Below are 19,881 nucleotides of genomic sequence, written 5' to 3' on the forward strand. Positions count from 1 at the left end.
CAATAAACTAGATATCGGAGCGGACCAGTAAGCCGGTTATCAGGGGCGAAAGTCAACCCGATGGAGCTCTCCATGTCGCCTGAATCCGAGACCAAGACACTTCCCGCCTATGCCCGTGCGCGGCAGCCGAAGCGTGCCCGCTATGACGAGGAGACGATCCACGGCATCCTCGATACCGGGCTTGTCGGCCATGTAGGCTTTGTCGCCGACGGCCGTCCGATGGTGATCCCGATGGCCTATGCGAGGGTGGGCGGCACGCTCTATCTGCACGGCGCTTCCAAGACCCGGATCGCGCGGCTGGACGGCATCCCGATGTGCATGACCGCCACGCAACTCACCGGCATTGTCGCCGCACGGTCCGGGTTCCACCACTCGGTCAACTACCGCTCCGCCGTGGTTCACGGCACCGCGCGCCATGTGGATGGAGAGGAACTGGATGCGGCGCTGGAAGCGATCACCGATCACCTGCTGCCGGGCCGCACGGCGGAAATCCGTCCGATGACCGCCCAGGAACGCAAGGCGACCGGCGTCGTGGCGCTCGACATCGACCACGCCAGCGCCAAGGTGCGCACCGGACCGCCGGTCGACGACGAGGAAGACCATGCGCTTGGCCTGTGGGCCGGTGTCGTCCCGGTCACAACGGCGCTCAGCACCGGTGTCCAGGATGCCTACACGCCGGAGGGCGCGGCAGAACCCGCATCGATCGCGGCCGCGCGCCGGAAATTCGCCTGATCGGAACGCTGATTTGTGGGTTAAGTTGTCTCAGCCTCCAGCCAGGGACCGCTCAATCCCACCGGCGCAGAAGTCGACCAGCACAGCACGGTAATCGAGCGGGGTGGCCGGGATCTCCTCATGGGAGAGGCCGCTGATACGCTCCCGGCTGGCGACGATGGAGAGCAGGCTGGAGACGGTCAGGGTCAGGAGCGTCGCCAGGTCCTTCTTCGAGGCGTTCGGATAGAGCGTTTCGAAGGCGTCCATGTATTCCAGGGCGACCGGATCGTAAAGGTCGCGGACCTCGCGGTAGTAGCGGTCGTCGGAGACGATCCGGGCAATCAGCTCCGCATAGGCCCGCCATTGCGGATCGCCGCCGGAGGCATATTCCAGATAGGGGGTGAGGTAGGCATCCACCAGGCCGTGAACCGTCAGGCCGTCTCCGGACGCTTGCAGGGCTGCGAGCCGTTCCCTTCGGGCGATGTTCAAGGGCTCTACCCGGCGCGCCAGCACCGTGCGGAACAGTTCCCGCTTGGATTTGCTGTGGAAGCCGACGACGCCGAGGGTGACCCCGGCCTCGGCCGCAATCTGACGGATGGAGACCGCGTCGAAGCCGTCGGCGGCAAAGCAGCGCTCGGCGGCATCCAGCACCCGGTCGCGGGTCGCTTCGCCGCGCAGGATGCGCTTGTCGGTAACAGTTCGGTCCGTCTCGTCGCTCTCTGGCGATGTTGCAGGTTTCGATTGGGTCGGCACTCTTGACATTTTATACGAACGTCCAAATAGTTTCTTATGGCTTTGGAGGAGCCTGCCGGAAGTTTGCCTTCCGCGCAATGGAGGAGTTTAAAAATGAATTTGAAAACCATGCTGCGCGGCGGTCTGGCCGCGCTGGTCCTGTCCGCGTTGCCGTTTGGCGCGCGCGCCGAGACCATCGACGTGACCGCCGTCGCCGGCCACCCGCCGGTATTCCTGTGGGTCAAGACCTTGTCGGAAAGCTATATCCCGGCGGTCAACAAGGCCCTGGAAGGCACCGATTACAAGATCAACTGGACCGAAGCCTATGGCGGTACGCTCGCCAAGGTGGGGGGAGAGGCGGAGGTCATCGAGGACGGCCTGGCCCAGGTCGGTATCGTGGCAAGCCTGTTCGAGCCGTCGCTCCTGTCGCTTCAGAACATCACCTATGTCACGCCCTTCGGCGCCGACAATGTGGACCTGGTGCTGTCCACCGTAGACCGGATGCACGAGGACATCCCGGCGATGCGCAAGCTCTGGGAGAACCTGAATCTTGAATATCTCGGCGGCGGCTTCGGTCTGGAAGACTACCTGCTGATGACCACGTTCCCGGTCGAGAGCCTCGCCGATCTCAAGGGCCGCAAGATCAATGCCCCCGGACCGGCCGTGAACTGGCTGGAAAACACCGGCGCCGTGGGTGTCGCCGGCAATCTGACCACCTATTACAACGACATCCAGACCGGCGTTGCCGAAGGGGTGATCGTGTTCCCGACGGCGGCGGCTGCGGCCAAGCTGCAGGAAGTGGCGCCCTATGTCACTCGCACCCATTTCGGTGCGCAATATGCCGGCGGACTGGTGGCGAAGAAAAGCTGGTTCGACGACCAGCCTAGGCAAGTTCAGGACGCGCTGAAGGCCGGGGTGCAGGCATTTGCCACCGCCTATCGCAGCGGTCTGGAGCAGCGGGTCGCGGGCGCGTTCAAAAAGATGGAAGAGGGCGGGGCGAAGATCTCCGAACTGCCGGCATCTGAGCGTGACGCCTGGGCCAAGGCCTTGCCGCCGATTGCGGCAAACTGGGCCAAGGATCTGGACGCCAAGGGCCTTCCGGGCACCGAAGTGGTCAAGACCTACATGACCCGGCTGCATGAGGCCGGCGTGAAACTGCCGCGCGACTGGGCCGCCGAGTAATGGCCGGAAGGGTCCCAACTGAAGAAACGGCCGGGCAGGACAAGCCCGGCCGGCTGGCCCGGCTTGCGGACGGGGTGATGGCGGCGGCAAATGTCACCGCCACCGCCTGGATCCTGGTGATCATGGTGCTGATCCTGGCCGACGTGCTCGGCCGCAACCTGTTCCTGCATCCGATTGCAGGCGTTCCCGAGATGGTGAAATTCTCCATCGTCGGTATCGTTTTTCTGCAGATTTCCCACACCCACCGGCGCGGCGAGATGATCCGCTCCGACGGTATTCTCGGACTTGTGTCCGGACGCCGCCCGAGGCTGGGCGCGGCCATGGACCTCGGCGCCCAGCTTTGCGGAGTCGCCATGAGCCTGGCGCTGGCCTGGGCGGTCTGGCCGAAGGCCACCCGCGCGTTCCGGCGCGACGAGATGGAAGGCATCGCCGGGCATTTCCAGATGCCGGTCTGGCCCTTCCTGGTGATCGTTACCTTCGGCTCCCTGCTGCTGGCTCTGTCTTTCGCGCTGGAAGCAGCAAGAGCCGCGAAACGCATGCATCGGGGGCACTGATGGATCCGATCTACGTCGGGCTTTTGTCCCTTGTCGGCATTGCCGTCACCATCTACAGCGGCGTTCACGTTGCCATTGCCCTTGCCGGTATTTCGCTGCTCGGTGTCTGGGCCATTACCGGCAAGCTGGTGCTCGCCTTCAATTTCGTGGCGCTCGCCGCTACCGACAGCATCGCCGATTACACCTTCGGTGTCGTGCCGCTGTTCGTTCTCATGGGGCTGGCGGTGGCCGAAGCCGGCCTTGGCCGGGACACGTTCACCATCGTCGCTCGCGGACTTCGCCGCTGGCGCGGCGGGCTCGGTGTCGCCACGGTGATTTCCAACGCAATGTTCGCCGCGATCACCGGGATCTCGATTGCGTCTGCCGCCGTCTTCAGCCGGGTGGCCGTGCCGGAAATGGTGCGGGCGGGAACCAATCGCTCCGTGGCCGTCGGCGTCGTCGCCGGATCGTCCGTGCTCGGCATGCTGATCCCGCCGTCGCTGCTTCTGATCCTGTTCGCCATCCTGACCGACAGCTCTGTCGGCGACCTGTTCCTCGGCGGGATCGGCCCGGGCCTGCTGCTGACGCTTGCCTATATCGTCTATCTGTCCGTTCTCGGCTGGCTCCGCCCGGATCTGTTCGGCTCGCAGGAGGTGGAAGAGAGCCGGGAAGAGGAACACACGCCCACATGGCTGATCCTTCCGGTGGCGGCTCTGGCCTTCGTCGTTCTGGCCGGTATTTATATGGGGGTCTTCACGCCCACCGAGGCTGGTGCCGTCGGGGCTGCCGCAGCCCTCGTCATCGGTATGGGCATGCGCCGGATCGGGATGAAATCCAGCTGGAAGATCGCCCAGCAGACCGGTCATGTGACGGCGGCCGTCTGCTTTCTCATCATCGGCGCCTCGATCTATGGCCGCATGCTCGGCTTTTCCGGGCTGCCGGCGGCGATCACCAACTGGGCGGTTTCCACCGGCGTCGGCCCGACCGGCTTCCTGTTTGCCTTCGCCGTGCTGCTGACGGCCATGGGAACGGTGCTCGACAGCTCGTCGATCATGCTGATCACCGTGCCGCTCGCCTATCCGATCACCCAACAGCTCGGCATCGACCCGGTGCATTTCGGGCTGGTGACCGTGATCTCGGTGGAGATCGGGCTTTTGACGCCGCCGCTCGGCCTGTCGGTCTTTGTCGTGCAATCCACCTTGCGCGACACCGGAGTGACGCTGGCCGAAGTCTTCAAGGGGGCAGCCCCTTTCGCCGCGATCATGGCCACGGTCCTGACCCTGGTGATCCTGTTTCCCGAAATCGTGCTGGCCATTGTTGGCCGATAATCTGAAAGGTTCATGAAATGCGGTTGATAGATCTCGCCCGTCCGCTCGAAAACACCACCTACGCCGATCCGCCCGGGCTGGCGCCGAGCATCGAATATTTCGGCCACAAGGATACCGCCGAGGAGATGCTGAAGTTCTTTCCCGGCGTGACGCCCGACCGGCTGCCGGGCGGGGAGGGTTGGGCCGTGGAGCGGGTCACCATCAGCACTCACAACGGCACCCATCTGGACGCGCCCTATCACTATCATTCCACCATGGACGGCGGAAAACGGGCGATCACCATCGACGAAGTACCGCTGGAATGGTGCATGGGGCCGGGGGTGAAGCTCGATTTCCGCGACCGGCCCGACGGTCATGTGGTCAGCGCCGAGGAGGTGGCTGCAGAACTCGACCGCATCGGCCACGACCTGAAACCCGGCGATATCGTCCTGGTCAACACGTCTGCCTCTGCCGTCTACGGCACGCCGGACTATGTGCCGAGCGGCTGCGGTATGGGCCGGGAGGCGACGCTCTACCTGACGGAGCGCGGTGTCCGGGTGACCGGGACCGACGCCTGGAGCTGGGACGCGCCGTTCGTCTACACGGCAAAGAAGGTTGCCGAGACCGGTGATGCCGACCTGATCTGGGAAGGCCACCGGGCAGGTATGGTGCGCGGCTACTGCCATATCGAGAAGCTTGCCAACCTGGAGCAGCTTCCCGGATCCGGCTTCGAGGTCATGTGCTTTCCGGTGAAGATCAAGGCGGCCTCCGCCGGCTGGTGCCGCCCCGTGGCGCTCATTCGCGATTGAGGGCATCCAGATGAAACTTGCGACATTCACCGCCGGCGATGGCTCGCGTCTCGGCGCCGTCACGGTTAATGGGATCGCCGACCTGACGGCCTCCGGCGATCCGAGGCTTGTCTCCATGCAGGCACTGATCGAGGCGGGCGAGGCGGGGCTTGAAGCGGCCCGCACCGCGGAACAGGCCGCTGCGGTCATGGCGCCGGAAAATGCGCGACTGCTGGCACCCCTGCCATGCCCGGCGCAAATCCGCGATGCCTCGACCTTTCCGCGTCATATCGCCAATGCGCCCCAGGGTATGCAGCGCCTGCTCGCCGAACTGGCGGGTGAGCCCGATCCGGGCCCGGCGGAAGGAGAAGTTGCGGAGATCTATCGCAAGCAGCCGATCTTCTACATCACCAACCGGTTCTCCGTCGCGGGGCCGGACGACGAGGTTCTGTGGCCGCGCTATTCCCGTTACATGGACTACGAGCTTGAGGTTGCCGCCGTTATCGGCAAGGGCGGCAAGAACATTGCGCGTGAGGACGCCTTCGATCACGTCTTCGGCTACACGATCTTCAACGATTTCTCCGCCCGCGACGCGCAGATCCGGGAAATGGCCGGCTGGCTCGGTCCGGCCAAGGGCAAGAGTTTTGATGCCGGCAATGCCTTCGGCCCGGTCATCGTCACCCGCGACGAAATCCCCGATCCCCGGGCCCTGAAAACGGTGGCGCGGATCAACGGCCGGGTGGTGACCGACACCACCATGGCGCCGATGATCCACGGCTTCGATGACATGATCGCCTTTATCTCCGAGGACGAAACGCTCCATCCGGGCGAGATCATCGGTTCCGGCACGGTCAACGATGGTTGCGGCCTGGAGCGGTTCGAATTCCTGAAGGATGGCGATGTGGTCGAACTGGAAGTCGAGGGCATCGGCCTCCTGCGCAACCGGGTCCGGGTGCAGGCCTGAGCAAGCCGGGACCGAATGCGCCGTTCGGATCTGATTAATGAGACGCATTTGACAACATCCGGGTGGTGAGAACTATCCGGATGTTTTCTGTTTTTAGCACCAATAATGATGTATGAAACATCACTTATTGACCTATATCCTTTTATAAGGATATCATCAGCCTCAATAGTCAGGTTTCAGAACCGATTCAGGGGCAAACAGGTGATCACGTCTTCACAATTGCGTGCCGCACGGGCGCTGCTCGGTATCGATCAGCGCACGCTTGCCGAATTGTCCAGTCTGTCGGTTCCGACCATTCAGCGCATGGAAGCAAGCGAGTCGGTCATTCGCGGCAACGTGGATTCGCTGATGAAGCTGATCGCAGGTCTTGAAAAGGCCGGTATCGAATTGATCGCCGAAGGGGCGGTCAGCGACAAGGGCGGACGCGGAGTACGGCTGAAGCCGGATTTCGATCCGGCGAGGAACTCAACAACGGGCTCCGGGGAGGGAGCCAATCCGGGAGAAGGACATGGCGACGATTGACGTCTCCTTCTTTCTGTGGGGTGTCGCCGGCCTCCTGATCGTGGCGGTCGCAGCCGTCGCGCTGGGCCGCTCCGCGGCTGCAAGCAATCTGGTTTATACGGCGACGTTTGTTCTTTCCGCTGCCATGCTGGTGATGTTGGGGCTCCACCTCATCTCTGCGCCCGGCACAGTTCTGAAAACGACCCTGCCGATCGGGCTGCCGTGGATCGGTGCCAGTTTCAAGCTCGATAGCCTGTCGGCGCTATTCCTGGGCGTGGTGAATTTCGGCGGCGCGATGGCCAGTCTCTACGGCCTCGGCTACGGCCGGCACGAGGAGGCACCGCACCGGGTGCTGCCGTTCTTCGCCGCCTTCCTCGCCTGCATGAACCTGGTCGTGCTGGCCGACGACGCCTTCGCCTTCCTGCTTTCCTGGGAGTTCATGTCGCTTGCCTCCTGGGCGCTGGTGGTGTCACATCACCGGTCGCAAGCCAGCCTGCGCGCCGGTTTCATCTATCTGGTGATGGCAAGCTTCGGCACCCTGTCCCTGTTGCTGGCCTTCGGCCTGCTGGCGGGTCCTGCGGGCGGCTACGGTTTCGACACGATTCGGGATATGCCGCACGGGCCAATGGTGGTCGCCATCGTCTTCGTCCTGATGCTGCTGGGTGCGGGGTCCAAGGCCGGGCTGGTGCCGCTGCATGTCTGGCTGCCTCTCGCTCATCCGGCAGCACCCAGTCACGTCTCCGCGCTGATGAGCGGCGTCATGACCAAGGTCGCGATCTACGGCTTCATCCGCGTGGTGTTCGACCTTCTGGGCGAACCCGCCTGGTGGTCGAGCGCGGTGCTGATCATGCTTGGCGGCATCACCGCGGCCCTCGGTATCCTCTACGCGCTGATGGAAACGGACCTGAAGCGGCTGCTTGCCTGTTCGACCATCGAGAATATCGGCGTCATCTTCGTCAGCCTCGGGCTGGCGCTTGCCTTCCGGTCCGGCGGTATGGGTCTGGCGGCAGCACTCGCCTTTACCGCGGCCCTGTTCCACATCCTCAATCACTCGGTCTTCAAGAGCCTGCTGTTCTTCGGGGCAGGGGCGGTGATCAATGCCACCGGTGAGCGCGACATGGAAAAGCTCGGCGGACTGATCCACCGCATGCCTTATACGAGCTTCGCCTTCCTGATCGGCTGCGTGGCGATTTCGGCCCTGCCGCCGCTCAACGGCTTCGTATCGGAATGGCTGACCTTCCAGGCGATCCTGCAAAGCCCGGAACTGCCCCAGTGGGGGCTGAAGATCATCGTTCCCGCCGTTGGCGGTCTGCTCGCCCTGTCGGCGGCGCTCGCTGCGGCCTGTTTCGTCCGCGCCTTCGGTATCACCTTCCTGGGCCGGGCTCGCTCCGATGTGGCCGCGAAGGCTGGTGAGGTTGACCGGTTCTCGCTGTTGGCAATGTTCGTGCTCGCCGCCCTGTGCCTTGCCGCCGGCATCCTGCCGGGTTTCGTCATCGACGGACTTGCACCGGTCACGCATGCCTTCGTGGGCGGTAGCCTTCCGTCCCAGGCGCATCTGCCTTGGCTGACGATCGCGCCGATCGCGGAAACGCGCAGCTCCTATAACGGCTTGCTCGTCTTCCTGTTCATCGCCATTGCCGGGTGGGGTGCGGCCTTCGCCGTCCATAATTTCGCATCCCGCCGGGTCCGGCGCAGTGCCGCCTGGGATTGCGGGTTCCCCGATCCCCGGCCGCAGACGCAATATTCGGCAAGCAGCTTCGCCCAGCCGGTTCGCCGCGTGTTCGGCTCGCTGGTGTTCCGGGCGCGGGAAACCGTCGACATGCCGCCACCCGGAGATCTGCGCGCCGCGCGGCTGACCATTGAGGTGCGCGATCTGGCCTGGGACTGGATCTACACGCCGATCTCAGTCGGGATCGCCTTCGCCGCCGTACGGCTCAACCGCCTGCAGTTCCTCACCATCCGGCAGTATCTGAGCCTCGTCTTCCTCGCCCTCGTCACCCTTCTTCTGGTGCTTGCCCTATGGACCTGATCCGCGCGCTCCTCATTCAGGGTCTCCAGATGGCCGTGGTGCTCTTGCTGGCGCCGCTGCTTACGGGCTTCGTGCGCAAGATCAAGGCACGTTTGACCCGCCGCCAGGGTGCGTCCGTCATCCAGCCCTACCGGGACCTGATCCGGCTCCTGCGCAAGGAGGCGGTGCTGGCCGACAACGCCTCGTGGCTGTTCCGGGTCGTGCCCTATCTGGTCTTTGCCTCCACCTGGGTTGCGGCGGCGCTTGTGCCGACCTTCGGCGGTGGTCTCCTGTTCAGCTGGACCGCTGATCTCATTGCCATTATCGCGCTGCTCGGCTTCGGCCGGTTCTTTCTTGCGCTCGCCGGCATGGATATCGGCACCAGCTTCGGCGGCATCGGTTCCAGCCGGGAAATGATGATCGCCTCGCTGGCCGAGCCCGCCATGCTGCTGACGGTCTTCTCCCTGGCGCTCGTCGCAGGGTCGACCCAGCTTTCCACCGTTGCCGCGCTGATGAGTTCGCCGGAGGTGGGTCTGCGGGTGTCGCTCGGTATGGCGCTGGTGGCGCTGATCATGGTGGCGATCGCCGAAAACGCCCGCATCCCGGTCGACAATCCGGCGACCCACCTGGAACTGACCATGGTGCACGAGGCGATGGTGCTGGAATACTCCGGCCGTCACCTCGCCATGATCGAGTTCGCGTCTTCCCTGAAACTGGTGCTCTACCTGTCGCTGATCGGCTGCATCTTCATCCCCTGGGGCATTGCTGCACCCGGAGCGGGCCTTGTGGACTATCTGATCGGTGCGGTCGCCTATGTCGCCAAGATTGCAGTCGGTGCGGTGCTCTTGGCCGTGTTCGAAACCAGCATCGCCAAGATGCGCGTTTTCCGCGTGCCGGATTTCCTTGGTGCTGCGCTCATGCTCGGTCTGCTGGGCACGCTGCTGCTGTTCGTTTCGAGGAGCCTCTGAATGACCAGTCTCAGCTTTGACATTGCACATCTTCTCGCCGGCGGACTGGTGCTGGTCAGTTTCATGATGCTCTACCAGGACCGGCTCTCCGCCCTGATCAACGTCTATGCGCTGCATGCGCTGGTTCTCACCCTGTCGGTCGCCTGGCAGGCGCAGGTCCAGCATGCGCCGCATCTTTATGTCACCGCGGCAATCGCGCTCGGGTTCAAGGCGGTGGTCATTCCGCTGGTGCTGCACCGGATCGTGCGCCGGCTCGGCATTCACCGGGATATCGAGACCGTCGTCGGCATCGGTCCGACCATGCTCGCCGGCATGGGGCTCGTCGCGCTGTCCATGGTGGTGATCCTGCGGATCACGCCGGAGGCCGATCCGCTGGCGCGGGAAGATCTCTCCTTCGCCCTGTCGGTGCTGCTGCTCGGCCTTCTGGTCATGGTCACGCGCCGCAACGCGGTCAGTCAGGTGATCGGCTTCATGTCCCTTGAAAACGGCCTCATCCTGGCGGCGACCGGCGCGCGCGGCATGCCGCTGGTCGTCGAGATCAGCGTCGCCTTTTCCATCGTCATCGCCTTTATCGTCATCGGCATCTTCCTGTTCCGCATCCGAGAGCGGTTCGACACGGTGGATGTCGGCGCGCTGGACAGTTTCAGGGGAGAGCGCCGATGATCGCCATTCCGTTCCAGCCGGAGATCGCCGTTCTCGTCATTCCGGTCGTTGCCGCCGCGGTTCTTGCCGCGCTGCCGGGCTACCGGATAGCGGCGCGGCTCAACGTGCTTGCCAGCCTGCTGACGCTGCTCGCGGCCCTGTCGCTGTTCGTAACGAAACGGCCGGAAACCGGGACTTATCTGTTCGTCGACGATCTCAACATCGTCTTTATCGTGCTGAACACCTTCGTCGGCTTCACCGCCAGCCTGTTCAGCGCCAGCTACATCGCCCACGAACTGGAGACCGGGCGGCTGACGCCGGCCAATCTGCGCTTCTACCACGCCATGTACCAGATCATGATGTTCGGCATGAACCTGGCGTTCGTGGCCAACAACATCGGCCTGATGTGGGTGGCGGTGGAACTTGCCACGCTAACTACGGTGATGATGGTCGGCATCTACCGCACCCATGAGGCGCTGGAAGCGGCGTGGAAGTATTTCCTGCTCGGCAGCGTCGGCATCGCCTTCGCCCTGTTTGGCACGATCCTCGTCTATCTTGCCGCGCGCCCACATATCGGCGAGGGCGACGACGCCATGATTTGGACGCTGCTGGTGGAACATGCCGCCGTCTTCGATCCGGCGCTGCTCAATCTCGCATTCATCTTCCTGATGCTCGGCTACGGCACCAAGGTCGGCCTCGCGCCGCTCCATGCCTGGCTGCCCGATGCCCATGCCGAAGGTCCGACACCGATCTCTGCGGTGCTCTCCGGCCTGCTCCTGAACGTCGCGCTTTATGCGGTCCTGCGGTTCAAGATCCTGCTGGCAGCCAATCCGGACGCCATCGGTCCCGGTCCGCTGATGATGACCCTGGGGCTGTTGTCGCTGATCTTCGCCGCCTTCATGCTTTACCGGAGGCGCGACATCAAACGGCTGTTCGCCTATTCCTCCATCGAGCACATGGGCATCATCGTCTTCGCGTTCGGTCTTGGCGGGCCGCTCGCCAATTTTGCCGGGCTTCTGCACATGGTGATGCACAGCCTGACCAAGTCGGCGATCTTCTACGCAGTCGGTCATGTGGCGCAGGTCAAGGGTACCCAGCGGATATCCGAGCTTCGCGGCCTGACGGAGAGCCATCCGGCGCTCGGCTGGGGGCTGCTGGTCGGGGTGGTCGCCATTGCCGGCCTGCCGCCGATGGGCATCTTCATGAGCGAATTCCTGATCGTGAGCTCGACCTTCGCGGTCCAGCCGCTCCTGGCCATTCCGCTGGTCTTCGGCCTTCTGGTCGCCTTCGGTGCGCTGCTCCTGCGCGTCACCGGCATCGCCTTCGGCGAGCCGACGGGCAGCACAGCGCCGGCCCAGGCGTCCTACGTGCCGCTGTTTGCGCATCTGGCGCTGGTGCTGGCCGCCGGCCTCTATCTGCCGTCGGCGCTGGTGGGCTGGTTCCAGCACATTGCCGGTATACTCGGGTGAGGGAGGGGAGAAGCCGATCATGACAGTCTTCTGGACCTCGATCCTGAAACCGACTGAAGCCGGCACCGAACACGCCTGGCAGAGCCATGAGGTCGACGAGGCCGAATGGACGCAGGTGGCCGAGGCGCTTGGCGGCGAAACGGCGGTCCTGCTCGGCCTTTGGGGCGACACGGGCACGATCCGCATGGCGGTGCTTGACGAGGCGACGAACGAGATCGCCGTCCTCGCACTTGCCTGTCCGAATGGCAGCTATCCCTCGGTCGGCCAGCACCATGCCGCCGCACAGCGGCTGGAGCGGGCGGCGCGGGACCTGTTCGGTCTGACGCCACGCGACTGTCCCGACGAACGGCCCTGGCTCGACCATGGCCGCTGGAGCCTGCGCCGGCCGCTCGGTGCGGCCACGCCGGACGCGGGCGAGGGGGATGCCTACGGTTTCCTGCCGGTCGAGGGTGAGGGGTTGCATCAGGTTCCGGTCGGCCCGGTCCACGCAGGCATCATCGAACCGGGCCATTTCCGCTTCACCGGTAACGGCGAGGCGGTGGTTCGTCTCGAAGAACGGCTCGGCTACGTGCACAAGGGGATCGAGGGGCTGATGGCCGGCAAGAACCTCGGCGAAGCAGCTCGCCTTGCCGCCAGAACCTCCGGCGACAGCACGGTCGCCTATGGGCTTGCCTTGGCGCGCGCTGCCGAAGACGCGCTGGGGGCGGACGTGCCGGAACGCGCGGTCTGGCAGCGGGCGCTGATGGCCGAACTGGAACGGCTGGCCAATCATCTGGGCGACTTCGGCGCGGTCTGCAACGATGCCGCCTTTGCGCTGATGCATGCCCATTGCGGCGTTCTCAGGGAGCGGGTCCTGCGGGCTTCTGATGCCGCCTTCGGTCACCGGCTGATGCGCGACCTGATCGTTCCCGGCGGCGTCGCCGTTGATCTGAGCGGTGAGGGGATCGCCGCGATCCAGAGCATGCTCGCCGAAATCCGCCAGCGCTTTCCGGCTCTGGTCAACCTTTACGACAACACGGCTTCCCTCCAGGACCGGACCGTTTCCACCGGCCGGCTGGATCCCGCTCTTGCCAAACGCTTCGGTGCCGGCGGGTTCGTTGGACGGGCGTCGGGACGGAGCTTCGACGCCCGGCACGCGCTGGGCTACCCGCCCTATGACCGGCTTTCCTTCGAGGTGCCGGTTCTGGATGCGGGTGATGTGGATGCCCGTGTCTGGATCCGGATCCGGGAAGCGGAGCAGAGCCTGTCTCTGATCGAGCAGATCCTGAGCAAAATGCCGCAAGGTGCTGTTTTTACAGAGCTGAAGGCGGTTTCAAGCCCCTGCGACGGCCTGGCGCTCGTGGAAGGCTTCCGCGGAGATATCCTGGTCTGGCTCAGGATCGGCAGCGACGGACTGATCGAGCGCTGTCACATGCGCGATCCGTCCTGGTTCCAGTGGCCGCTGCTGGAAGCAGTGATCGAGGGCAACATCATTGCCGACTTCCCGTTGTGCAACAAGTCGTTCAACTGCTCCTATTCCGGTCACGATCTGTAGGTTCACCATGCGCAAGCTCCTGCTCGAAAGCCTGATCACACCGACCCTGACCGAAGCGCCGCCGACGGTGGATGAGGCGGCGATGATCGAACTGGCCGAGACGCTCGGGAAACAGGCGCGGCAGAGCCTCGGGCGCAGCCTGTCGATCCGCGAGGTCGACGCCGGCTCCTGCAACGGCTGCGAATTGGAAATCCACGCGCTCAACAACGCCTTTTACGACATCGACCGCTTCGGCCTTCGCTTCGTCGCCTCGCCGCGTCATGCGGATGTGCTGATGGTCACTGGTCCGGTGACGAAGAACATGCGCGAGGCGCTGAAGCGGACCTATGACGCCACGCCAGCGCCCAAATGGGTCGTCGCCGTCGGCGACTGCGCCCTCGACGGCGGCTGCTTTGCCGGTAGCTATGCCGTGGTCGGCGGCGTCTCGGAGGTCATTCCCGTCGACCTGCACATCCCCGGCTGCCCGCCACCACCGGTGAAGATCCTCGCCGGCATGCTGGCCCTGCTGCAGGGCGGAAAAGCGGCGTCCTGACGGGCCGCCGCCTAGCCCCACACACAATCCGTCATCCCGGACAAAGCGCAGCGGAGATCCGGGACCCACTCGCTTGTCCACGCTTCAAAGAAGCAAGAATGGTTCGGGCGCTGCCGCAAGTCCGGCAAGCCGATTTCTTAGCTCTGGAAATGGGTAGGCCCCGGCTCAGGGCCGGGGTGACGGCGTTGGTATGGGCCGGCATTTTGCCAAGGAAGCTGCGCATGTTTGGCCACTAAATATGGGCGGGAGACAGAGCGGTGCCTTACGCGGATTTCGCGTCGTCCCTATCCCGTTGATGTTTCTGCACGAAGTGCTTGCAGGAACGCGCGAAGCCTTGGCACTATGCATCTGCCGTCCGGAAGGAAAGACAGGCTCCAAAGAGAGCCGCGGGCGGCACGAATGAGGAGGAACAGCCGCCGGAGGGCGCTCAGGTGTCACGACCGGGCGCGGGCGGCAGGGAGTGAGACAAAAACATGCAAGGCATGATGATGAACCGTCCGCTCAGGATCGCCGATATCCTGACCTTCGCGGAGGACGTGCACGGCAGCGCGGAAATCGTTTCGGCCACGGTTGAGGGGGGCATTCATCGGTATACCTACAAGGACGCGGCTCTACGGTCCCGCAAGCTGGCGCAGGCGCTGTTGCGCCTCGGCGTGACGCCGGGCCAACGCATCGCAACCCTTGGCTGGAACGGCTACCGCCATTTCGAACTCTACTATGCGATTTCCGGCATCGGCGCCGTCTGCCACACGATCAATCCGCGGCTTTCGGTGGAGCAGATGAGCTACATCGTCTCCCATGCGGAAGACAGGATCTTATGCCTGGACCTGACCTTTGTGCCGCTGGTGGAGGCGATCCTGGATCATCTGCCGAAGGGTCTGCGCTTCATCATCATGACCGACCGGGCGCACATGCCCGAGACGAAACTGCCGGGGGCGCTCTGCTACGAGGACCTCGTTGAGCCGGAAACCGGTGACTACGAGTGGCCCGAGTTTCCCGAGGAGACCGCGTCGAGCCTCTGTTATACCTCCGGTACGACGGGCCATCCTAAAGGCGCGCTCTATACCCACCGCTCCACGGTGATGCATGCCCTGATGGCCGGTGTCTCGTTCCTCGAATGCCTGCGCCCGGGCCGGAGAATTCTTCCCGTCGTGCCCCTGTTCCACGTCAACGCCTGGGGATTGCCCTACGCGGCTCCGCTCACCGGGGCGTCGATCGTGTTTCCCGGCCCCCAATTGGACGGGGCAAGCCTGTTCAAGCTGATGGACGAGCAGAAGGTGTTCTCCGCCTGGGGCGTGCCCACGGTCTGGCTCGGCCTGCTTGCCGAAATCCGGAAGCACGGTCGTATTCCCGAAGGGTTCGGCGAGGTGATCATCGGTGGATCGGCCGCGCCGCGCAGCATGATCGAGGCGTTCGAGGACCTGAACGTCTCCGTCTGCCATGCCTGGGGCATGACCGAAATGAGCCCGATCGGGACGCAAGGCTCGCTCGCGCCGCCGTTGACCGATCTGCCGAAGGAAAAGCAGATCGACCTGAAGTCGACCCAGGGGCGGCGCACCTTCGGCGTCGAACTGAAAATCGTCGATGCAAATGGCCAGCGCCAGCCCCATGACGGAGTTGCGACCGGCGAGCTCTTCGTGCGCGGCAACACAATCGTTTCCGGCTATTTCAACAATCAGGAGGCTTCGGAAGCCGCGTTCGACGCGGAAGGCTGGTTCCGCACTGGCGATGTCGCCTCCATCAGCCCGGACGGGTTCCTGACCATCACCGACCGGGCGAAAGACCTGATCAAGTCGGGTGGCGAATGGATCAGTTCCATCGATCTGGAAAACATGGCGATCGCTCATCCCGATGTGGCCAATTGCGCCGTGATCGCGGTGCCTCATCCGAAGTGGGACGAGCGGCCGCTGCTGATCGTCGTGCCCGCCGAAGGGGCGAAGCCGGACAAGGAGGAGATCCTGGCCCATCTGGCCAAGGGCCTCGCCAAGTGGCAGGTGCCCGACGACGTGATTTTCGTCGACACGCTGCCGCTGACGGCGACCGGCAAGGTCTCGAAGCTGACGTTGAGGCAGATCTACGCCGATCACTCATTACCTGAGGCAGGTTGATCGGAATCGGTCGACTTTCTACCCTGTAGACGTGTTTCGGCCGGCCTTCGGGCCGGCCGTCTGTTGACACGCTTGCCCAGGTTCATATCGTTCCAATCAGGAGTTTTCCCATGCGTTTACCGTCCACAGTCGAGCCGAATGCGGCCAATGGCGTGCCGCTGTCGCCGCTTTCACTGCTGGACCGGTCGATCATCGTTTATGCGGACAAGCTCGCCGTTGCCCATGGCGAACGCCGCTGGACCTATCGGGAATTCGGCGATCTCGTCCGGCGCATGGCGGGCGCCCTGGAAGAGCGCGGCATCGGGCCGGGCGATACGGTGTCGATCGTTTCCGCCAACCGGCCGGAAATGCTCGCCGCCCATTTCGCCGTGCCCATGCTGGGCGCTGTCCTCAACACCATCAACACCCGTCTCGACGTGGAGACGATCCGCTACATTCTCGACCACTGCAGTGCACAGGCGGTGATCGCCGACAAGGCGTGTGTGGATCAGGTTGCCGAAGCCTGCGGCGATGTTCCGCTCTACTGCCTGCGCCCGGAGGACGAGGAAGGACCGGGTGAGGCCCTCGATCTGCTGGACGGGAAAGGGATGGTCGCCGACTGGCCGTTCATGGAGCGGGTGAAGAGCGAGTGGCAGCCGATCGCCATCAACTATACGTCCGGCACCACCGGTTCACCGAAGGGCGTGATCTATCACCACCGCGGCGCCTACATCAACGCACTCAACAACAACCTGGCGCTCGGCTTCGACCGTACGGTGACGTATCTCTGGACCCTGCCCATGTTCCACTGCAACGGCTGGTGCCACACATGGGCGGTGACGGCGGCGGGCGGCACCCATGTGTGCCTGGAAGGGGTCGATCCGGGCGAGATCGTCGCAGCCCTCAAGGACTTCGGCGTCACCAATATGGCCTGTGCACCGGTTGTTCTCTACATGATGCTGGAACGGCTTGAGAAACAGGCTGATTTCCGCCCGGAGCGCCCGGTGCGCGTGGCCACGGGCGGGGCGGCTCCGACCTCGGCCCTGATCGAGCGCATGGATGCGCTCGGCTTCAGTCTCGTTCATCTTTACGGCCTGACGGAAAGTTACGGTCCGGCGACCGGCATGCTGCCCGACCCGGTGATCGAACAGGAATCGGCCGCGGTCCGGGCGGCCTTTTCCGCGCGCCAGGGGCACGGTCTGCCCTCAGGCATCCGTGTCGAGGTCAAACGCTCCGACGGGACGCCGGTCACCCAGGACGGGATCGACATGGGCGAGATCATGCTGGCCGGACCGTCGATCATGGGCGGCTATCACGCGGACCCGGTGGCGACCTCGATTGCGTTCGAGGGCGGCATGTTCCACACCGGCGATTTGGCCGTCGTTCATCCAGACGGGGCCATGGAAATCCGCGACCGGGCCAAGGACATCATCATCACCGGCGGCGAGAACGTCTCCAGCCTGGAGGTGGAAAGCGTCCTGCATCGGCATCCGCGTGTGCTGCTGGCGGCCGTGGTGGCAGCTCCCCATCCCAAATGGGGCGAGACGCCCTGGGCCTTCATCCAGCTGAACGATGCGGAAGGGGACGCTCCGTCCGAAGAGGACATCATCGCCTTCTGCCGGGACCACCTGGCCGGCTTCAAGCTGCCGCGCCGGATCATCTTCCGGGAACTGCCGCGCACGGCCACCGGCAAGGTGCAGAAATTCGCCCTGCGCCAGCAGGCCGTGGAGATGCAGAAAGAGGATGCGTGAGGGAGGACCGCGACAGGTCCGGGTTTATCCCTATGCGGCCGATTGTCTGCCCGGATTGACCGGGCGGCTTTCAGAGGCGACTTTCAATTTAATGAAAGTTCGCTGGAGGAAAGCGCGGGAATGAAGCTGTCGAAGATGTTTGCCGCCGCTGTCGGCGCTCTGCTTATCGTTCTGTCGGGGCCGGCTCTGGCCGGTCTGAAAACGGTCAGGGTGACCGATACCGTCTATGCGCTGGTCGGCGACAAGGGCCAGCGCTCGCCGGAAAATTTCGCCAACAACGCCACTTTCGGCGTGATCGTGACCGAGGACGGGGTCGTGCTCGTGGATGCCGGCGGTAGCTACAAGGGCGCGGAGGAAATCGAAGCGGCGGTCGAGGCCATAACCGATCAGCCGGTGAAGGTGGTGATCAACACCGGCGGCCAGGATCACCGCTGGCTCGGCAACAGCTACTGGGCCGCCCAAGGCGCGCGCCTGATCGCCTCCGAAGCAGCGGTTGAGGACCAGAAGGCGCGGGCCTCCCTGGAACAGACCATGCTGTCGCAACTGATCGGCGACAGCCTGAAGGGCACCGAGCCGGTCTACGCACTGGAGACCTTCGCTGAAGATCTGACCATTTTCGTCGGCGGCCGGGAGATCCGGATCGTCCATGCGGGGCCTGCCCACACGCCGGGCGACAGTTTCGTCTGGCTACCGGACGACGGGGTCGCCTTTGCCGGAGATATCGTCTTCACCGAGCGCCTGCTCGGCGTGCTGGAAATGTCGAATTCGGCCGGCTGGATGGCCTCTTTCGAAGCCATGGAAGCGCTGGATCCGAAACACGTCGTGCCGGGGCACGGCGATCCGACGACGCTGGCGAGGGCCAAGGCCGATACCTATGACTATCTCGCCAATCTGCGCGAGAAGATCCGCGCCCATATCGATGACGGCGGTGACATCATCGGCTCGGTCGATGTCGACCAGTCGGCCTTTTCCCACCTGGAGAATTTCGACACGCTTGCCAAGCGCAACGCCCAGCAGGTGTTCACTGAAATGGAATGGGAGTAGGCGTCTAGCCTGCAATCCTGGTCTTGAGGCGGCGCAGGAGATCGATTGGCGCCGTCGCCAGGATCAGGCCGCCCATGACCAGGAAGAAGCCCGCGAAATGATAGGGTTGCAAGTCTTCGCCCAGGAAGACCACGGCCATCAGCACGCCATAGGGCGGCAGCAGGTACATGAACAGGCCGGTTACCGACGGGCCGACGGTCTTGATGCCGTACTGGAACAGCGAGAAGGCCGCCAGTGAGGCGAAGAGGACGATGCCGGCGATCGACCGCCACGCCTCGAAACTTGTCGGAAAGGCCTCACGGACCGCGACTTCCCAGACCATGAAGGGAAGCAGGGTGAGGGCGCCGGCACCCGCAACGACGGCAAAAAGCGTGAGCGTCGGCACTTCCGCAAAGACACTGCGCTTCAGAAGCACCGAATAGCCTGCCCAGCTCAGGGCGCAGAAGCCGATAATCAGGTCGCCCGCGTTGAAGGAAAGGCCTAAGAGAACCGCCAGGCTGCCCTTGACGATGATCAGCACGACCCCGGCCATGGCGAAGCACACGCCGATGCTTTCCCTCAGCCCCATGCGCCGGCCGCGGAAGATCCATTCCATCAGCAGGATCAGGATCGGCGACGAGGTGTAGATCAGCGTCGCGTTGGTCGCCGTGGTGAAATGCAGCGCGTAATAGACCAGCGCCCCGCAGATCCACATGCCGAGCAGCCCGAGCAGGGTGACGGTCTTCCACTGGGCCTTGAGCAGCTTCGCATGGCGCAGGATGTCCATGCCGGTAAAGGGCAGGAGCAGCAGGAAGGCGAACGTCCAGCGCAGAAAGGCCAGCGTCCAGGGCTCTACCGCGGAAGTCGCCGCCCGGCCGAAGATCAGGTTTGACGTAAAAAACAGCGGCATGAAGAGCAGGGCGACATAGGGCTTCCAGTCGGCGGAGGTCTTGCCGTTCATTCCGTCTCTGTCTCCGGATATCCGCCCGCCGCCGGAGCAACAAGGGCGGGATGGGGATTAGGGCTGCCTAGGAGGCGTCTGGTCTGATTATCGGGGAAGAGGAACCTTGTACAGGCGCGGAACGGCGGAAACGGTACGGTTGGTGGTGAATGGTTTGGCAGTACACTGCCTACGCACCCGGTTGTCAT

At 63.9% G+C, this 19,881-nt stretch carries 18 protein-coding genes; 16 read left to right on the forward strand and 2 right to left on the reverse strand.

Features of this window, described 5'->3' with window-relative positions:
• The first annotated feature begins 72 nt into the window (after positions 1-72).
• Positions 73-732 carry a pyridoxamine 5'-phosphate oxidase family protein gene (locus tag HK439_RS01540; RefSeq protein ID WP_209011496.1) on the forward strand — a complete coding sequence of 220 codons (660 nt, stop codon included), beginning with the start codon at positions 73-75 and terminating at the stop codon, positions 730-732.
• A gap of 30 nt (positions 733-762) precedes the next feature.
• On the opposite strand, the gene HK439_RS01545 is transcribed toward HK439_RS01540, so the two are convergent.
• Positions 763-1,473: a TetR/AcrR family transcriptional regulator gene (locus HK439_RS01545; protein WP_190289606.1), complete on the reverse strand. Its 711-nt coding sequence runs from the start codon at positions 1,471-1,473 to the stop codon at positions 763-765.
• Positions 1,474-1,557: 84 nt separating this feature from the next.
• Between HK439_RS01545 and HK439_RS01550 the strand changes: the two genes are divergently transcribed.
• From HK439_RS01550 to HK439_RS01620, 15 genes are all read left to right on the forward strand, one after another.
• Positions 1,558-2,625 (forward strand): C4-dicarboxylate TRAP transporter substrate-binding protein, encoded by a 1,068-nt coding sequence (locus HK439_RS01550; protein WP_235987512.1) that lies wholly within the window; start codon positions 1,558-1,560, stop codon positions 2,623-2,625.
• Entirely contained in the window at positions 2,625-3,179 is a 555-nt protein-coding gene (locus HK439_RS01555; protein WP_190289607.1) for a TRAP transporter small permease subunit, read from the forward strand. Before HK439_RS01550 ends, HK439_RS01555 begins: the two co-directional genes overlap by 1 nt.
• Positions 3,179-4,486, forward strand: a complete 1,308-nt coding sequence (locus HK439_RS01560) for a TRAP transporter large permease (RefSeq protein ID WP_190289608.1) — start codon at positions 3,179-3,181, stop codon at positions 4,484-4,486. The genes HK439_RS01555 and HK439_RS01560 overlap by 1 nt, the downstream gene beginning before the upstream one ends.
• A 17-nt stretch (positions 4,487-4,503) precedes the next feature.
• Entirely contained in the window at positions 4,504-5,274 is a 771-nt protein-coding gene (locus HK439_RS01565) for a cyclase family protein (protein ID WP_190289609.1), read from the forward strand.
• Positions 5,275-5,284: 10 nt separating this feature from the next.
• Positions 5,285-6,217 carry a fumarylacetoacetate hydrolase family protein gene (locus HK439_RS01570; RefSeq protein ID WP_190289610.1) on the forward strand — a complete coding sequence of 311 codons (933 nt, stop codon included), beginning with the start codon at positions 5,285-5,287 and terminating at the stop codon, positions 6,215-6,217.
• 201 nt (positions 6,218-6,418) lie between these two features.
• Positions 6,419-6,739 (forward strand): helix-turn-helix transcriptional regulator, encoded by a 321-nt coding sequence (locus tag HK439_RS01575; protein WP_190289611.1) that lies wholly within the window; start codon positions 6,419-6,421, stop codon positions 6,737-6,739.
• A complete protein-coding gene (gene hyfB, locus HK439_RS01580; RefSeq protein WP_190289612.1) occupies positions 6,726-8,747 on the forward strand; it encodes a hydrogenase 4 subunit B in 2,022 nt (673 codons plus the stop codon). The genes HK439_RS01575 and hyfB overlap by 14 nt, the downstream gene beginning before the upstream one ends.
• Positions 8,738-9,694 carry a respiratory chain complex I subunit 1 family protein gene (locus HK439_RS01585; RefSeq protein ID WP_190289613.1) on the forward strand — a complete coding sequence of 319 codons (957 nt, stop codon included), beginning with the start codon at positions 8,738-8,740 and terminating at the stop codon, positions 9,692-9,694. The genes hyfB and HK439_RS01585 overlap by 10 nt, the downstream gene beginning before the upstream one ends.
• Positions 9,695-10,357 (forward strand): hydrogenase-4 component E, encoded by a 663-nt coding sequence (locus HK439_RS01590; RefSeq protein ID WP_190289614.1) that lies wholly within the window; start codon positions 9,695-9,697, stop codon positions 10,355-10,357.
• The gene (locus HK439_RS01595; RefSeq protein ID WP_190289615.1) at positions 10,354-11,805 is read left to right on the forward strand and encodes a hydrogenase 4 subunit F; all 1,452 of its coding nucleotides are present in this window, start codon (positions 10,354-10,356) and stop codon (positions 11,803-11,805) included. The genes HK439_RS01590 and HK439_RS01595 overlap by 4 nt, the downstream gene beginning before the upstream one ends.
• Positions 11,806-11,824: 19 nt before the next feature.
• Positions 11,825-13,339, forward strand: coding sequence for an NADH-quinone oxidoreductase subunit C (locus tag HK439_RS01600; protein ID WP_190289616.1), 1,515 nt, complete (start codon positions 11,825-11,827; stop codon positions 13,337-13,339).
• 7 nt (positions 13,340-13,346) lie between these two features.
• Positions 13,347-13,871, forward strand: a complete 525-nt coding sequence (locus tag HK439_RS01605; RefSeq protein WP_190289617.1) for an NADH-quinone oxidoreductase subunit B family protein — start codon at positions 13,347-13,349, stop codon at positions 13,869-13,871.
• Between the two features lie 473 nt (positions 13,872-14,344).
• Complete coding sequence (locus HK439_RS01610) at positions 14,345-15,979, forward strand: long-chain-fatty-acid--CoA ligase (protein WP_190289618.1); 1,635 nt, start codon at positions 14,345-14,347, stop codon at positions 15,977-15,979.
• Between the two features lie 110 nt (positions 15,980-16,089).
• Entirely contained in the window at positions 16,090-17,709 is a 1,620-nt protein-coding gene (locus HK439_RS01615; protein WP_190289619.1) for an AMP-binding protein, read from the forward strand.
• 120 nt (positions 17,710-17,829) lie between these two features.
• Entirely contained in the window at positions 17,830-18,753 is a 924-nt protein-coding gene (locus HK439_RS01620; RefSeq protein ID WP_190289620.1) for an MBL fold metallo-hydrolase, read from the forward strand.
• 4 nt (positions 18,754-18,757) lie between these two features.
• On the opposite strand, the gene HK439_RS01625 is transcribed toward HK439_RS01620, so the two are convergent.
• A complete protein-coding gene (locus tag HK439_RS01625; RefSeq protein WP_190289621.1) occupies positions 18,758-19,693 on the reverse strand; it encodes a DMT family transporter in 936 nt (311 codons plus the stop codon).
• Between the last annotated feature and the right edge of the window lie 188 nt (positions 19,694-19,881).

Source organism: Roseibium aggregatum, from assembly GCF_014692675.1.
Classification (GTDB): Bacteria; Pseudomonadota; Alphaproteobacteria; order Rhizobiales; family Stappiaceae; genus Roseibium; species Roseibium aggregatum_C.

Bases quoted from the DNA above. Each gene is read 5' to 3' on its own strand.
- HK439_RS01550 (WP_235987512.1), top strand. From the start codon at position 1,558: ATGAATTTGAAAACCATGCTGCGCGGCGGTCTGGCCGCGCTGGTCCTG.
- HK439_RS01595 (WP_190289615.1), top strand. From the start codon at position 10,354: ATGATCGCCATTCCGTTCCAGCCGGAGATCGCCGTTCTCGTCATTCCG.
- HK439_RS01565 (WP_190289609.1), top strand. From the start codon at position 4,504: ATGCGGTTGATAGATCTCGCCCGTCCGCTCGAAAACACCACCTACGCC.
- HK439_RS01620 (WP_190289620.1), top strand. From the start codon at position 17,830: ATGAAGCTGTCGAAGATGTTTGCCGCCGCTGTCGGCGCTCTGCTTATC.
- HK439_RS01615 (WP_190289619.1), top strand. From the start codon at position 16,090: ATGCGTTTACCGTCCACAGTCGAGCCGAATGCGGCCAATGGCGTGCCG.
- HK439_RS01610 (WP_190289618.1), top strand. From the start codon at position 14,345: ATGCAAGGCATGATGATGAACCGTCCGCTCAGGATCGCCGATATCCTG.
- HK439_RS01585 (WP_190289613.1), top strand. From the start codon at position 8,738: ATGGACCTGATCCGCGCGCTCCTCATTCAGGGTCTCCAGATGGCCGTG.
- HK439_RS01570 (WP_190289610.1), top strand. From the start codon at position 5,285: ATGAAACTTGCGACATTCACCGCCGGCGATGGCTCGCGTCTCGGCGCC.
- HK439_RS01540 (WP_209011496.1), top strand. From the start codon at position 73: ATGTCGCCTGAATCCGAGACCAAGACACTTCCCGCCTATGCCCGTGCG.
- HK439_RS01600 (WP_190289616.1), top strand. From the start codon at position 11,825: ATGACAGTCTTCTGGACCTCGATCCTGAAACCGACTGAAGCCGGCACC.
- HK439_RS01625 (WP_190289621.1), bottom strand. From the start codon at position 19,693: ATGAACGGCAAGACCTCCGCCGACTGGAAGCCCTATGTCGCCCTGCTC.
- HK439_RS01590 (WP_190289614.1), top strand. From the start codon at position 9,695: ATGACCAGTCTCAGCTTTGACATTGCACATCTTCTCGCCGGCGGACTG.
- hyfB (WP_190289612.1), top strand. From the start codon at position 6,726: ATGGCGACGATTGACGTCTCCTTCTTTCTGTGGGGTGTCGCCGGCCTC.
- HK439_RS01605 (WP_190289617.1), top strand. From the start codon at position 13,347: ATGCGCAAGCTCCTGCTCGAAAGCCTGATCACACCGACCCTGACCGAA.
- HK439_RS01545 (WP_190289606.1), bottom strand. From the start codon at position 1,473: ATGTCAAGAGTGCCGACCCAATCGAAACCTGCAACATCGCCAGAGAGC.
- HK439_RS01555 (WP_190289607.1), top strand. From the start codon at position 2,625: ATGGCCGGAAGGGTCCCAACTGAAGAAACGGCCGGGCAGGACAAGCCC.
- HK439_RS01560 (WP_190289608.1), top strand. From the start codon at position 3,179: ATGGATCCGATCTACGTCGGGCTTTTGTCCCTTGTCGGCATTGCCGTC.